The sequence below is a fragment of the Mycobacterium sp. genome, from assembly GCF_046091765.1.
Lineage (GTDB): Bacteria > Actinomycetota > Actinomycetes > Mycobacteriales > Mycobacteriaceae > Mycobacterium.
Genome location: NZ_JBJTCF010000011.1, coordinates 60770 through 75408, shown reverse-complemented (window position 1 = coordinate 75408; position 14639 = coordinate 60770). Strand labels below are relative to the sequence as shown.

Sequence of the window (14639 nt, the reverse complement as noted above, 5' to 3'; positions counted from 1 at the left end):
GATCGCCCACACCGCCATCACGTTGGTGTAGGCGTTGTTGTCGATCCCGTCGTAGGGCGCATCGGGGTAGCCGGAGTGGAACTCGTCGGGCCCGATCACCCCGCGGATCACATACCGGCCCCGGCCGCCGTCGCAACCGGGGTCGAACTGCGCGCGGCTGACCCAGAATCGGGCGATCTCGGCGAGCATCTCCGCGCCGTTCTCGACCAGGTACTCCAAGTCCCCGGTCACCTGGTAGTACTGCCAGACGTTGTAGGCCACCGCGATGCCGATGTGGTGTGCGCGCGCACTGGCGTCGGGGTTCCAGCGCCCCGAGTTGGGGTTGAGGTGCAGCTTCTGGCTCTCCTCGCGCCCGTCGCTGCCGGACTGCCAGGGGAACATCGCCCCGGCATAGCCGGCCTCGCGCGCGGCGCGCCGCGCCTCGGGCAGCCGGCGGTAGCGGTAGCGCAGCAGCGAGCGGGTGCTCGCCGGGGAGCGCAGGTTGAGGATCGGGAACACGAACAGTTCGTCCCAGAAGATGTGGCCGCGGTAGGCCTCGCCGTGCAACCCGCGCGCGGGCACCCCGGCGTCGAGATCCACCGCCCGGTTGGGCACGCACTGCAGCAGCTGCAGCAGGTGCAGGCGGACCACCCGCAGCGCGTCGGGGCTGTCGTCGAAGGCGATGTCGAAGCGTTCCCACAGATGCGCCCACTCGCGGGCGTGGCCGTCGCGCAGGTCGGCGTAGCGGCCCAGGGTTTCCAGCAGCCGCGCGGCGGCATCCCCGGGCTCGCAGATGGCGGTGTCGTAGCCGGTGAAGATCGCGGCCATCTTCTCCACCGTCACCGACTCGCCGGGGGACAGGTCGACGACGTAATCGTGGCCGACGCGGCGATCCTCGGTGACCAGGGTCGCCTCGGCTGCCAGCGGTGCCTCACCGCGCCACAGCGTGGTGCGCTGGGCCACCGCGACGATCACCCGCGACTGCACGGTCTCGCACACCAGTAGACACGAGTCGGTGCTCAGCGGCCGGGTGGTGGTCGCCACCAGGTGGTCGTCGGAGAACGCGCGGTAGCGCTGCACCCCGCTGTTGCGCACGTCGCCGTCGATGAGCGAGAGGAACTCGATGCTGCCCGACCAGTCCTCGGCCCAGACCGTGGTTTCCAGCGCGCACGCGTGCGGCAGGTGCATCGCCGCGATGCGCCGCTGGGCGACCCGGGTCGTGCGTCCGGCCGCATCGCGGAAGCGGAACTCGCGGGTCAGTTCGGCCTGGCGAAGGTCGATGCTCTGCCGGTAGGAGAGCACCTCGGCGGTGTCGATGTCGAACCAGTCCCCGCCGTCGATGCGGAACTTGCAGGACAGCCAGTTGGGCAGATTGACCAGGCTCTCGTTGTCCACCTGCTCACCGGCGATCTCGTCGGTGAGCCGGTTGTACAACCCGGCGGCGTAGGTGCCCGGGTAGTGGAACGGCCCGGCGTCGGCCTCCGGCGCGCACCCGCGGGTCACCCGGTAGCCGTTGCCCACCGCGCACAACGCTTCGCGCAGGCGTTCCTGGTCGGGGAGGTAGCCGCCATAGGTGAAAGACCATGGACTGGCCAGGATCTGGCGGTCGACGTCGCACTGTTCGACCAAGCGCTCGATGAACTGGCGGACCTGGTCGGGATCGGCGAGGCTGAACCGCGCGGCGGTGGCGCGGTTTCCGTCCTCGCTGTGGCGGACGACGATCCCGATGCCGTCGTGCAGCACCGAGTCGAAGCCGTCCTCATCGGTGAGGTCGTCGCCGAAGAAGATCGGCAGCAGCGGCTCCTCGCCGGCGATCCGCTCGGCGATCCACTCCAGGGTGGCGCCCTTGTCCCAGTCCACGTCGGGGCGCAGTTCGACGACCATGCGCCCAGAGGTCACCTTCAGGCCGTCGCGGCGTCCCACCTCGTGCACCGCCGCGGTCACCGCGTTGGCCGCCTCAGGCGCGGCGTTGCGGTAGTGCACCGCCACCGCGTAGCGCTTGTGCTCGACCGCGACCCCGGCCAGCGGGGCCAGTCTTCCGGCCAGCTCGGCAGCGGCGGCCTCCAGGACCGGGATCGCCTGCGCGGCAGCATCATTGCGATGGTGCACACCGTCCGGGCCGACCATCTCGAACCCGTGACTGCCGGCATACCACAGACCGGGGATGCCGACCCGCTCGCGGATGTCGGCCAGGTCGCGCCCGGAGAGCACCGCCACCGGGTACAGCGCGGCCAGTGATGCCAGCGCCTTGTCGGCACCGGCGACCAAGGCCGCGCCGGCGGGGTCGTTGACAATCTCCGACAGAGTGCCATCGAAGTCGAAGAAGATCGCCGGACGCCGCGCCGAGGCCGCCGCAGCGATCTGGTCGAAGCAGCGCAGCGCGTCGGGCAGCTCCGACATCCGCCGGTCGATGGTGCGCAGGGTCACCTCGGCGAGGTCGCCGACCACGGCGTCGGCCCCGCAGCCCAGCAACACCTCGCGCGCCGCCCCGGAGCGATCCACGCCGATAACCAGAGCGAACCCACCGGCGCGCGCCGCGCTCACCCCGGCCTCTGAGTCCTCCACCACAACCGCCCGGCCCGCGCGCACCCCCAGCCGGCTGGCGGTCTCGAGCAGCATCGCCGGGTCGGGCTTGCCCGGCAGCCCCAGTTCGGCGGCGATCACGCCGTCGACGCGCACCGCGAACACCCCGGCCGCCCCGGCCGCCTCCAGCACGGCCGCGCAGTTGCGGCTGGCTGAGAACACCGCCACCGCCACTCCGGCCTGGGCCAGCCGCCTCGCCAGGGAGAGGGTCGAGTCGAACACCGGAACCCCGGAGGCGAGCGCGGCGGTGAAGATCTGCTGCTTGCGCTCGGCGAGGGCGCGCACCGTGTCGGCGTCGGCTGTGATGCCGCGTGCGGCCAGAAAGTCGCGCACCCCGTCGTCGCGGGGTTTACCGTCGACGAAATGGCGGTAATCGGCGGGTGTGAACGGATCGGTGTGGTGTTCGCTCAGGTAGTCGTTGAAGAGCTCGGTCCAGGCGGACTCGTGCACGGTCGCGCTGTCGGTGACCACGCCGTCGAGGTCGAACAGCACGGCGTCGTGGAAACGGGGGTCGATGGCGACCATGGAAGCGACCCTATCGGGGCCCTCCGGCGCGCCGGTCAGGGACCAATGCCCCCTGCCCGTGGCCGCCCGGAGGCGTTAGCGTCACCGGGGAACTGAGCACGACACCGCAGGCGGTGCAACCGCCCGGAGAAAGAGGAGTCCCATGTCAACTGCGGCAGAGGCCAAGCCGATCGTCGTCGGGGTCGACGGCTCAGCGGTGTCCAAGGTGGCCGTCGACTGGGCGGCGCGCGATGCGGTCCGTCGCGGGGTGGCGCTCACACTGGTGCATGTGCTCACCCCGCCGGCGGTGATGGCCTTCCCCGACGTGCCGATGCCGCCGGGGTAGCTGGAGTGGCAGCAGGAGGAGGGCCGCACGCTGCTTGACGGCGCGCTGCAGACGGCCCGGGACGCCGCCGGCGGAAGTGCGCTCGACACCTCCACCGCGACGGTCGCCGGGCCCTCGGTCCCGTCGCTGGTCGAGGCCTCCAAGGACGCGCAGTTCGTCGTGGTGGGCTGTCGCGGCCGCGGCGCGCTGGCCCGCGGCGTGCTGGGTTCGGTCAGCAACGGGCTGGCGCACCACGCGCACTGCCCGGTGGTGATCATCCACGACGAGGACCCGCTGATGCCGCACCCGTCCAAGGCGCCGGTGGTCGTCGGGGTGGACGGGTCACCGGCGTCGGAGAAGGCGGTGGCGCTGGCCTTCGAGGAGGCTTCGCTGCGCGGCGTGGACCTGGTGGCGGTGCACGCCTGGAGTGACGCCGGGGTGTTCGAGTTCCCCGGCGCGGACTGGTCCACCCAGCAGGCGATGGGGGAGGAGACGCTCAGCGAGCGGCTGGCCGGCTGGCAGGAGCGCTACCCCGACGTGCTGGTGCGCCGAATCGTGGTGGCCGACAAGCCCGCCCACCAACTGCTCGAGCAGGCCGAATCCGCGCAACTGCTGGTGGTCGGCAGCCGCGGACGCGGGGGTTTCGCCGGGATGCTGCTGGGCTCGGTAAGCACCGCGGTGATCAACGCCGCCCGCATGCCGGTGTTAGTGGTCCGCTAACGGCGCGCTCCAGCGCAGCACCGTGCCGCCGTTCGGTGCGGCGGTGACCGACAGCTCACCGCCGACCGCGTCGGCGCGGGCGCGCAGGTTGCGTAATCCGCTGGCGGTGACGTCGTCGGGCATGCCGCGACCGTCGTCGGTCACCTCGATGCGCAAGTCGTCCTCGACGCGCACGGTCACGGTGAGGTTCGCGGCACCGGAGTGCCGCACCGCGTTGCTGACCGCCTCGCGCACCACCGCCTCGGCGTGGTCGGCCAGCGCAGCGTCCACCACCGACAGCGGTCCGACGAACTTCGCGGTGGTGCGCAGACCCGAACCGGAGAACGCCGCGATCGCCTCGTCGAGGCGCTGACGCAGCCGGGTGGTGCCGTCGGCGCTGCCGTGCAGGTCGAAGATGGTGGTGCGGATCTCCTGGATGACCGCCTGCAACTCGTCGACGACGTCGGTCAGGCGCTGCTGCACCTGCGGTGACTCGGCGCGGGCGACGGTGCCCTGCAGGGCCAGCCCGGCGGCAAAGATCCGCTGGATGACGTGGTCGTGCAGGTCGCGGGCGATCCGGTCGCGGTCGGCGAGCACGTCGAGTTCCCGCATGCGGCGCTGGCTGTTGGCCAGCTGCCAGGCCAGCGTCGCCTGGTCGGCGAACGCGGCCACCATGTCCAGTTGCTCATCGGTGAACGGCCGGGCTCCGCGGCGGCGCACGATCACCGCTACCCCGGCGACGGTGTCGGTGGTGCGCAGCGGCACCACCATGGCCGGTCCCGGATCGGCGACGACGCCGCCCAGCCCGGCGAGCCCGTCGGCCGCATCGAGGCGGCGCGGCAGGCGATCCGCCAGGGCGGCGGCGAGGACACCGGAGCCGGGCAGTGACGCCAGGCCCGCCGCGTCGGCGCGGACCGCGCCCGCGATCTCGACCACCGCCAGTTCGTCGCCGGGCGCCCCGATGCCCTCGGGCGTGGCGACGAGGACGGCGTCGGCGGCGGTGAGCATCAGCGCCTCCTCGGCGATGAGCCGGAACACCCGCGCGGGCTCGGCACCGCCGAGCAGCTTGGTGGCGATGTCGCGGGTGGCTTCGATCCAGGCCTGCCGCACCCGGGACTGCTCGTAGAGCCGGGCGTTGTCGATGGCGATGCCCGCCGCCGCGGCCAGCGCCTCCACGAGTACTTCGTCGTCCTCGCTGAACGGCTGCCCGTCGGCCTTCTCGGTGAGGTAGAGGTTGCCGTACACCTCGTCGCGGATCCGCACCGGCACTCCCAGGAAGGTGCTCATCGGCGGGTGGTTCGCGGGGAAGCCGACGGAGGCGGGGTGGCGGCGGATGTCATCGAGGCGGATCGGCTTGGGCTCGTCGATCAGCACGCCCAGCATGCCGCGCCCCTCCGGCGGTGGGCCGATGCGCTGGCGGGTCTCGGCGTCGATGCCGGTGGCGATGAAGCCGACGAGCTCGTGGTCGTCGCCGCGCACCCCCAGGGCGCCGTAGCGGGCGTCGACCAACTCCGTGGCGGTCTGCACGATGGTCTGCAGGGTGGTGGTCAGATCCAGCCCGGAGGTCACCGCCAGCATCGCCTCGACGAGCCCGTCGAGCCGGTCGCGGCCGCGCACGATCTGATCGACGCGGTCCTGCACCTCACCGAGGAGTTCGCGCAGGCGCAACTGGGACAGCGTGCCGCGCACCTGCGGCGCGGGCTTGGGGTCGCGGTCGGCGCCGACGTCGCCGGACATGCTCAGCCGTCCCGGCGTTGCCGCTGGTCGAGTTTCGAGACGAAGACCGCGGCCTGGGTGCGACGTTCCATGCCCAGTTTGGCCAGCAACCGGGACACGTAGTTCTTCACCGTCTTCTCCGCCAGGAACATCCGCGCGGCGATCTGCTTGTTCGTCAAGCCCTCACCGAGCAGGCCCAGCAGCACCCGTTCCTGGTCGGTCAGTCCCGACAGCGGGTCGGAGCGTTCGGCCGCACCCCGCAGCTTGGCCATCAGCGCGGCGGCGGCGCGGTTGTCCAGCAGCGAGCGGCCCGCGCCGACATCCTTGATCGCCTTGGCCAGCTCCATGCCCTTGATGTCCTTGACCACATAGCCGCTGGCGCCGGCCAGGATCGCGTCGAGCATCGCCTCGTCGGAGGTGAACGACGTCAGCATGAGGCAGCGCAGATCGGGCATCTTGGAGAGCAGGTCGCGGCACAGTTCGATGCCGTTGCCGTCGGGCAGTCGCACGTCGAGCACCGCCACGTCGGGCCGCAGCGCTGGGATCTGTGCCATCGCCTGGGCCACCGAGCCGGCCTCGCCGACGACGTCGAGTTCGGGATCGTCGCCGAGCAGATCGATCAGCCCGCGGCGCACCACCTCGTGGTCGTCGACGAGGAAAACCCTGACCGCGTTACCCGTCTGGCCACCCGTCATGTGTTCCACGATGGCACACCGATGGCACCGGTGTCACAGCAGTCGCTGCGGGTCGACCACCACGATCGAGCAGTCACCGCCCAGCGTCGTCAGCCCGGACGGGCTGAGCAGCTCCCCGACGACGGGGGTGTTGCGCGAGCCGATCACCACCAGTTGGACCGCCGCCGTATTCTCGGCGAGGTACTCCAGCACCGTGCCGTGGACGGCCACCGGCTGCACGTCGAGATCGGGATAGCGGTGTCGCCACTGCGCGAGCCGGCGGTCGAGTTGGGCGTGCACCATCCGGTTGCCCTCCGGTGCCGGGGTCGAGTCGGCGCCGTGGGACTGCCACGAGCCCAGCACGCGCAGCGGCGCCTCGCGCAGCCGCGCCTCCCCGACGGCGAACTGCAGAACCGCCGCGCTGTCGGGACCCTGGTCGAGGTGGACGACCACCCAGCCCGGATGCGTGGGCGCGTGCCGGTCGGTGCCGCGCACGATGGCCACCGGGCAGTGTGCCGATGCGGCCAGGGCGGTCGCGGTCGACCCGATGCGGTCGTGCTCGAAGTGGTGGATCCCGATCGCGCCGACGCAGACCATCGCCGCCGCGCGCGAGGCCTCCACGAGTACCTCCACGGGTGTACCGGAGACGACGTCGATGTCCACCCGGACCGGCCGTCGGGTCGCCCGCACCGTGTCGGCGACCGCGCGCGCGGCGGCCGTCCCGGCGGGGGACTGGTCGCCGGAAGGTTCGGCGGCGTGCTGACTGGCGGCCACCAGGCGCAGCGGCATGTCCCGGCTGACCGCCTCGTCGATCGCCCACAGCGCCGCGCGCACCGCCGCTCGCGACCCGTCCACGCCGACCACCACCGACGGCGGCAGGAACTTCTCACCCATCGCCGCCCCCGGCAGCCGACGCTGCGGTCGGGGTCGCGATGGCGACCGGCTCCTCGGTCTGGGCGAACAACCGCTCGGCGTCCTCGCGGGTGCACGGCGCGGTGCCGGGGGTGAGCAGCATGGCGGCCCCGGCCGCGATGCCGAGTCGCACCGCCTCGCTCAGCGGCCAGCCGCGCACCAGCCCGACGGCCACCCCTGCCACCATCGCGTCGCCGGCGCCGACCCCGCTGCCGGGCGGGACGGCCACCGGCGCGTACCGGGTGCCGCCGTCCGGGCCGGCCAGCAGCGCCCCGCGCGACCCCAGCGACACCAGCACGTAGCGGGCCGCACCCCGCCGGATCAGCTCCTGGGCGGCGGCCAGCTGTTCGGCCTCGGTGTCCAGTGCACGGCCCACGCACTCGCGTAACTCGCGCACGCTCGGCTTGAGCAGAAACACCCCGGAGTTGACGTGGGTGAGCCCGCCCCCGGAGGTGTCCAGCAGGAAGACCGCACCCAGCTCCTCGCACAGCGTGGCCACCTGTTGGTAGAAATCCTCCGGCACTCCGGGCGGCAGGCTGCCGCTGGCCACGACGATCGCCGCCTTCGCCGCCGCCCGGCGAAGCTGCAGCAGGCATTCGGTCTGCTCGGCCAGCGTGAGTTCCGGCCCGGGCAGCACGAAGCGGAACTGTCGGCCGGTGCTCGACTCGTTGACGGTGAAGCTCTCCCGGGTCACCCCACCCACCGCGACGCGGTGGGTGGACAGGCCCTCGGCCTCCAGCAGCCGGCACACCATCTCGCCGGCCGGGCCGCCGGCCGGGAAGATCGCCGTCGCGGAGGCGCCGAGCACCTCGGCGACATGGGCGACGTTGATCCCGCCGCCGCCGGGGTCGTAGCGGGCGGACGCGCACCGCAGCTTGTCGGTGGGCCGCACGCTCTCGGTGCTGGTGGTGATGTCCAGCGCGGGGTTCATGCACAGGGTCACCACGCGGTGTCCGGTGAGGGCGGTCATCGGCGCGTGTCCACTCTCAGCTCGCCCTCCTTGCCCGCTACAGGCCGGTCGGATACGTCTCCGGGTTCTCCCCGGCCACCCACACGCTGGTCGGCTCCAGGGGCTCCAGAGCGCGGGTGGTGTCAATGTGGATCATCGCATCGAACTGGTCGGCGGGGCGAACATGGAAGTAGTGACTTTGCCGCTCGGTCTGCGGCAGGTAGATCACGCCGATCGCGCGGCCCAGCCGGACCACCTCCAGGGCGGCGGCGGCCGGCGAGCCGTCGTGCATCGGCACGAAGAACTCCGGCCGCGCGGTCTCGTGCAATAACTCCTCGATGCTGCCCGCCAGTGCGGGCCGCACTACCTTGCGTTCGGCGACCGCGCCCCAGTCGCTGGCCGCGGTGACGCTCCCGCGGTAGGTGGAGAAGCCGATCAGCCGGCAGGCCTCGCCGTACTGTTCGCGGGCCAACTGCCCGATGGTCAGCTGGCCGTCGGCGGACACCTCGGTGGCCCGGGCGTCACCGACGTGGGAGTTGTGCGCCCACACCACAACCCGCGCCGGTTCGGCCCCGCCGTGCCGGTCGAGGTGGTCCAGCAGGGCGCCCAGGGTCTGCGCCATGTGCGCGTCGCGCATGTTCCAGGAGGTGACCCGACCGCGGAACATGCCGCGGTAGTAGGCCTCGGCGTTGCGCACTGTCATCGCGTTCTGCTGGGCGTAGAACAGCTCGTCCTCGGCGGGCTCACCGTCGCGGCGCAGGTAGTCCGCGGTGTGGCGCTGCAGGTCGATGAGCTGCTCGACCGCCTGACGTTCGCAGTTGGGGCCCGCGCCGAACGCGGCGGCGTAGCCGTAGGCCTGGCCGTCCTCGCCGTCGGAGTGGTCGAAGCACGCGTAGCGGGCCCGCGCCCGCGCCGCCGCCGCCGGATCCACCTGCTGCAGGTAACCGATCACCTCTTCCATCGAGCGGTGCAGGCTGTAGAGGTCCAGTCCGTAGAAGCCGGTCTGGCGGCGGCCGTCGGCCGCGCACCGGCCGTTGTGCCAGCGCAACCAATCGACGAAGTCGCGGACCACGGTGTTGCGCCACATCCAGGCCGGGAAGCGTTGGAAACCGCGCAGCGCCTCTTCCGCGGAGGTGTCGTCACCGGCGCCCCGCACGTACCGGTTCACCCGGTAGGCATCGGGCCAGTCCGCCTCGGCAGCAACGGCATTGAAGCCCTTCTCCTCGATCAGCCACTTGGTGATCTCGGCGCGGGCGTCGTAGAACTCATGCGTCCCGTGCGAACTCTCACCGATCAGCACCACCCGCGCGTCGCCGATCAGGTCATCGAGCACCTCACGCGGCGGTACCCCGCCCGGCGCGTCGATGGCGGCGGCCGCGATCGACTCGGCCGGCCGGGTGACGGCGGCCGTCGGCACGCCGGTGGTGGGTTTGGCCAGCAACTCTTGGACCTCGTCGTCACTGATCTGGCGGAAATCCCAGAACGATTCCCCCACGGCCAGGAACGGAGTGGGCATCGAGGCGCAGACCACGTCCTCGACGATCCCGGCGAACTCCCGGCACGTCGACTCCGGTGCGGCGGGCACCGCGATCACGATCTCGGCCGGCTCGCAGTCCCGCAACGCCTGCACGGCGGCCAGCATGCTCGAGCCGGTGGCCAGTCCGTCATCGACGAGGATCACCGTTTTGCCGGTGACGTCGATCGGCGGCCTGCCGCCGCGGTAGGCGGTCTCCCGGCGGATCAGTTCGCGGGCTTCGCGGTCGGCGATCTCGCGCAACTGATCGGGGGTGATCCGCAGGCCGCGCAGCACGTCGTCGTTGACCACTACCCGCCCGCCGCTGGCCAGGGCCCCCACCGCGAACTCCTCGTGGCCCGGCGCGCCGAGCTTGCGCACGATGAACGCGTCCAGCGGCACCCCGAGCGAGCACGCCACCTCGTAGGCCACCGGGATGCCGCCGCGGGCCAGCCCGAGCACCACCACGTCGGGGCGGCCCCGATAGCCCTGCAGCATCCCGGCGAGCACCTGCCCGGCCTCGCGCCGGTCCTGAAAAACGCGCCTCGGATGGTGCCTGCGAACACCGGTGCTCTGGGTCATTGCGATCCACCCTTCGGTCGTCGAACTGCGATTCCCCTCTGCTCGTACCCTCATCCGACCACGTCAACGCGGGTGCGGGGTAGGGACCGAAGTCCCTCTGGGCGTGGGCCGTTCGCCGGGGCAGACTGGCGTCATGTGGATGGGCATGGTGGGAACCGGGGTGGCCGGGGCCGGGCTGTACGCGGCGCGCCGCTTCTACCGCAACTGGGGCACCACCAAAGACGAATGTCAGACCCCGCTGCCCGGCGACGAGCTGATCGCCGAGCCGGCGACGCAGACCACCGAGGGCATCTGGATCGAGGCGCCCGCCGCGGCGGTGTGGCCGTGGCTGGTGCAGATCGGCCAGGACCGCGGCGGGCTCTACAGCTTCGAGCGGCTGGAAAACCTGCTCGGCCTCAAATACCGCAACGCCGATCGGATCCACCCGGAGTGGCAGCACGTGGCCGTGGGCGAGCAGGTCCGGCTGGCGCCCCGGGGATGGCTGGGGCTGCGCGACGGGCTCGCCCTGCCGGTGGCCCAGCTCGTCGAAGGCCAGTCGATCGTGCTGCGCATGGCGCCCCCGCAACTGCCGTGGGACGGGGTGTGGTCGTTTCATCTCACCGCGGACTGGGAATACCGCTGCCGGATGCTGGTACGCACCCGCACGCGGGCGGACGCGCCCGGTGAGGCCCTGGCCGGGGAGGCGGCCGGACCGGTGATGTCGCTGATCACCCGCGGCATGCTGCTGGGCATCAAGCGGCGCGCCGAGGGACACGACTGACCGGCTGCCGCTGATCCGCACAGGTCTTTGGGCCCACCGGCGGTGGCCGAAGGACCGCTGCCGCAACCGCCGGATGTGGTGCAGGATCAAAGGGGTCCGCTGACCCCCAGTCTGAGGAGGGGCGTATGTCCCACACCACCGCCGAACCCACCGCCGCACCCGGGGCCACGGCCGCGCGCTACGTCAGGGACATCGCCGATCTGGGTATGAGCGACGCCGAGGAGGCCGGCGGCAAGGGCGCCAACATGGGCGAGATGGTGGCCGCCGGCTTGCCCGTGCCGCCCGGATTCGTGGTCCTGCGCGACTCCTACCTGGCGTCGATGAGAGCCGCCGGCATCGCCGAGCAGCTCAACACCGCCCACCGTGAGGCGATGCGCAGCGTCGCCGAACAGGACCGCTTCACCGGGATGTGCGAGACGTTGAAAGCCACGGTGCTCAAGGCCGGGATGGCCGACGAGGTCCGCGACCGGATTCTGGCCGCCTACCGGCTGATGGGATCGGGTAACGGTGCCGGCAACGTCACCGTCGCCGTGCGGTCCTCGGCCACCGGAGAGGACGGGGCGGATGCGTCCTTCGCCGGGATGAACGCGACCTTCACCAACATCTCCGGCGAGCAGGGCCTGATCGACGCGGTGCAGCGCTGCTGGGCGTCGCTGTTCGGGCCGCGGGTGGTGGCCTACCGGGCCAGCCGGGGCTTCACCGCCGACCCGGCGATGGCGGTCGTGGTGCAGCAGATGATCGCCTCCGAGCGTTCCGGTGTCGCCTTCACTGCCGATCCGACCACCGACGCCACCGACCGGGTCGTGGTGGAAGGGGCTTTCGGCCAGGGCGAAGTGGTGGTGTCCGGATCGGTCGAGCCCGACACCTACGTGGTGTCCAAGACCGGCGAAATCCTCTCCCGCCGAATCGGTTACAAGTCCTTCAAGATCATCCGCGGGGCCGACGGCGCCGACCAGAACGTGGATCTCAGCGAGGCCGAGGCCAACGCGCAGGTGCTCAACGACGACGAGGTGCGCGCGATCGCCGAGATCGCAATCCGCAGCGAGCGCCACGCGGGCTGTCCGCAGGACACCGAATGGGCGATTGCCGACGGGAAGACCTGGATCGTGCAGACCCGTCCGATCACGACTCTGCACCGGGCCGGCAAGCCGGCACCGGAGAGCCATGAGGTTCTGGCGCAGGGCCTGCCCGCGGTACCCGGTGAGGCGTCCGGTGTGGTGCGGGTCCTCGCCGAGGTCGCCGACGGCGGGCGACTGCAGGACGGCGAGGTCCTGGTGGCGCAGATGACCAACCCGGACTGGCTGCCCACCATGCGCCGGGCCGCCGCACTGGTGACCGACACCGGCGGCATGACCTGCCACGCGGCCATCGTCGCGCGTGAACTCGGCGTGCCGTGCATCGTCGGTGCGCGCACGGCGACCAAGGATCTGCGCGACGGCACACTGGTCACCGTCGACGGGACCCACGGCCGCGTACTGGCCGGCCGGGCGCGCAGCGACAGCACCGGCGGCGCCCGGACCGCACCGGTCGCCGCCGCCGGCCCGGTCGCCTCGATCGCCTCGATCGCCGAAGTGACCGCCACCAAGATTTACGTCAACGTCGCCATGCCCGACAAGGCCGAGGAAGCCGCCAAGCAGGACGTCGACGGCGTCGGTCTGCTGCGTGCCGAACTGATCCTCACCGACGCCCTGCGCAACCGCCACCCCCGCGACCTGATCGCGCACGGCGAGCAGGACGGCCTGGTCGACTCCCTCGCCGACGCCGTCGGCCGGATCGCCGCGGCGTTCGCCCCGCGACCGGTGATCTATCGCGCCTCGGACTTTCGCACCAACGAGTTCCGCAACCTGCAGGGCGGGGCGGACTACGAGCCCGAGGAGCACAACCCGATGATCGGGTACCGGGGGTGCTACCGCTACGTCAGCAACCCCGACCTGTTCAACCTGGAACTGGCGGCGCTGGCCCGCGTCCGGGAACGCAACCCGAACCTGCACCTCATGATCCCGTTCGTGCGCACCAAATGGGAACTGGAAAGGTGCCTGGAGTTGGTCGACGCCAGTGCGCTCGGGGGCCAGCGGGGCCTGCACCGGTGGGTGATGGCGGAGGTGCCCTCGGTCGTGTACTGGCTGCCCGAGTACGTCGGTGCCGGAATCGACGGGGTGTCGATCGGCAGCAACGACCTGACGCAGTTGATGCTCGGGGTCGACCGCGACTCCGATCTGTGCGCCGAACTCTACGACGAGTCCGACGCCGCGGTCCTCGACGCGATCGGGCAGATCATCAGCACTGCCCGCCGACTCGGGATCACCGCTTCGCTGTGCGGCCAGGCGCCGTCGACCCGGCCCGACTTCGCCGAACACCTCGTGCGGATGGGGATCACGTCGATCTCGGTCACACCCGACGTCGCGCAGCGGACGCGGCGCAACGTGGCGGCGGCGGAGCGGCGCCTGCTGCTCGAAGCCGCGCGGTCGGCGCCTGGGCCGTGATCGTGACGCAGTTGTGACCGCCGGCAATCCCCGGATTTCCGGTGCGGCTGTCCTAGTCTGGGGAACATGTCCGTATCGCGGCGTGACGTGCTCAAGCTCGCCGCCACCACCCCGGCCGCACTCGGATTGGGTGCGCTGACCACAGGGCTGAATCCGCCCGCCGCCGCGGGTGAGTCGCTGGGACTGCTGCTGGACTACGCCGCCGGTGTGCTCAAGGCTACCGACATCAAGGCTGCCGGCGCGCTGGGAGCGATCCGCTACGTCTCCGACCGGCGTCCGGGTGCAGAGTGGATGCTGGGCAAGCCCATTCAGCTCCCCGAGGCGCGCGATCTGTATCAGGCGGGCCTGAAGATCGTCTCCAACTATCAGTTCGGCAAGCAGGCCACCGCCGACTGGCTCGGCGGTCAGGCGGCGGGGATCGCCCACGCCAAACGGGGCTGGGAGTTGCACACCGCCGCCGGCGGGCCCACCGGCGCACCCATCTACGTCTCCATCGACGACAACCCCACCGCCGAGCAGTACCGCCAACAGGTCGCTCCCTATCTGCGCGCCTGGGAATCGGTGATCGGGCATCAGCGCGTCGGCATCTACGCCAACTCCAAGACCATCGACTGGGCGCTGCAGGACGGTCTGGGGTCGTGGTTCTGGCAGCACAACTGGGGTTCGCCCCGCGGGTTCGTCCACCCGGCCGCGCACCTGCACCAGTTCGAGATCGACGCCCGTACCGTCGCCGGCGTCGGGGTGGATCTGAACAACATCCTCAAGCCTCAATTCGGGCAGTGGGATTGAGCCGGGAAAACCTACCGAAAAGTAAGTTACGGAGCTTTTAATCGCCGTCAAACTCCGCGCCGGAATTCGGTCGCGGAATTTCCGTTCGGACGACTGCGCCGGGTGCCCCCGTGACCGCCCGGCCCGAGCCGCCGGGGCCGGAATCTTTCGATAACGATTCGGTAACGTTCG

The 14639-nt window shown here is 71.3% G+C and carries 9 protein-coding genes and 1 pseudogene; 4 read left to right on the top strand and 6 right to left on the bottom strand.

Annotated elements, in window-relative coordinates; all coding sequences use genetic code 11:
- Nucleotides 1-3087 (bottom strand): trehalose-phosphatase (gene otsB, locus ACKOB8_RS01130; RefSeq protein ID WP_526374769.1); only part of this gene is annotated, 3087 nt, incomplete at its 3' end.
- Nucleotides 3088-3229: 142 nt separating this feature from the next.
- Between otsB and ACKOB8_RS01125 the strand changes: the two are divergent.
- Nucleotides 3230-4111: pseudogene (locus tag ACKOB8_RS01125) on the top strand (universal stress protein).
- Here the strand turns inward: ACKOB8_RS01125 and ACKOB8_RS01120 are convergent.
- From ACKOB8_RS01120 to ACKOB8_RS01100, 5 genes are read right to left on the bottom strand one after another with little or no spacing between them, the layout of a single operon-like run.
- Nucleotides 4097-5827 (bottom strand): GAF domain-containing sensor histidine kinase, encoded by a 1731-nt coding sequence (locus ACKOB8_RS01120; protein WP_526374767.1) that lies wholly within the window; start codon nt 5825-5827, stop codon nt 4097-4099. The pseudogene ACKOB8_RS01125 and the gene ACKOB8_RS01120 sit on opposite strands and share 15 nt — an antisense overlap.
- A 2-nt stretch (nt 5828-5829) precedes the next feature.
- Nucleotides 5830-6501, bottom strand: coding sequence for a hypoxia response regulator transcription factor DosR/DevR (dosR, locus tag ACKOB8_RS01115; protein WP_526374765.1), 672 nt, complete (start codon nt 6499-6501; stop codon nt 5830-5832).
- A gap of 33 nt (nt 6502-6534) precedes the next feature.
- Nucleotides 6535-7374, bottom strand: coding sequence for a universal stress protein (locus ACKOB8_RS01110; protein ID WP_526374763.1), 840 nt, complete (start codon nt 7372-7374; stop codon nt 6535-6537).
- A complete protein-coding gene (locus tag ACKOB8_RS01105) occupies nt 7367-8362 on the bottom strand; it encodes a 1-phosphofructokinase family hexose kinase (RefSeq protein ID WP_526374761.1) in 996 nt (331 codons plus the stop codon). Before ACKOB8_RS01105 ends, ACKOB8_RS01110 begins: the two co-directional genes overlap by 8 nt.
- Nucleotides 8363-8399: 37 nt before the next feature.
- Nucleotides 8400-10436 (bottom strand): erythromycin esterase family protein, encoded by a 2037-nt coding sequence (locus ACKOB8_RS01100; RefSeq protein WP_526374759.1) that lies wholly within the window; start codon nt 10434-10436, stop codon nt 8400-8402.
- Between the two features lie 133 nt (nt 10437-10569).
- On the opposite strand from ACKOB8_RS01100, the gene ACKOB8_RS01095 reads away from it, so the two are divergent.
- The 3 genes from ACKOB8_RS01095 to ACKOB8_RS01085 all read left to right on the top strand — a co-directional run bounded on the left by ACKOB8_RS01095 (nt 10570) and on the right by ACKOB8_RS01085 (nt 14468).
- Nucleotides 10570-11196: an SRPBCC family protein gene (locus tag ACKOB8_RS01095; RefSeq protein ID WP_526374757.1), complete on the top strand. Its 627-nt coding sequence runs from the start codon at nt 10570-10572 to the stop codon at nt 11194-11196.
- Between the two features lie 125 nt (nt 11197-11321).
- Nucleotides 11322-13679 (top strand): phosphoenolpyruvate synthase, encoded by a 2358-nt coding sequence (gene ppsA, locus ACKOB8_RS01090; protein ID WP_526374755.1) that lies wholly within the window; start codon nt 11322-11324, stop codon nt 13677-13679.
- Between the two features lie 66 nt (nt 13680-13745).
- Nucleotides 13746-14468: a glycoside hydrolase domain-containing protein gene (locus ACKOB8_RS01085; protein WP_526374753.1), complete on the top strand. Its 723-nt coding sequence runs from the start codon at nt 13746-13748 to the stop codon at nt 14466-14468.
- Nucleotides 14469-14639 lie beyond the last annotated feature (171 nt).

Coding starts and splice junctions, on each gene's coding strand:
- ACKOB8_RS01105 (WP_526374761.1), bottom strand. CDS start 8,362: ATGACCGCCCTCACCGGACACCGCGTGGTGACCCTGTGCATGAACCCC.
- ppsA (WP_526374755.1), top strand. CDS start 11,322: ATGTCCCACACCACCGCCGAACCCACCGCCGCACCCGGGGCCACGGCC.
- ACKOB8_RS01100 (WP_526374759.1), bottom strand. CDS start 10,436: ATGACCCAGAGCACCGGTGTTCGCAGGCACCATCCGAGGCGCGTTTTT.
- ACKOB8_RS01085 (WP_526374753.1), top strand. CDS start 13,746: ATGTCCGTATCGCGGCGTGACGTGCTCAAGCTCGCCGCCACCACCCCG.
- ACKOB8_RS01120 (WP_526374767.1), bottom strand. CDS start 5,827: ATGTCCGGCGACGTCGGCGCCGACCGCGACCCCAAGCCCGCGCCGCAG.
- dosR (WP_526374765.1), bottom strand. CDS start 6,501: ATGACGGGTGGCCAGACGGGTAACGCGGTCAGGGTTTTCCTCGTCGAC.
- ACKOB8_RS01095 (WP_526374757.1), top strand. CDS start 10,570: ATGTGGATGGGCATGGTGGGAACCGGGGTGGCCGGGGCCGGGCTGTAC.
- ACKOB8_RS01110 (WP_526374763.1), bottom strand. CDS start 7,374: ATGGGTGAGAAGTTCCTGCCGCCGTCGGTGGTGGTCGGCGTGGACGGG.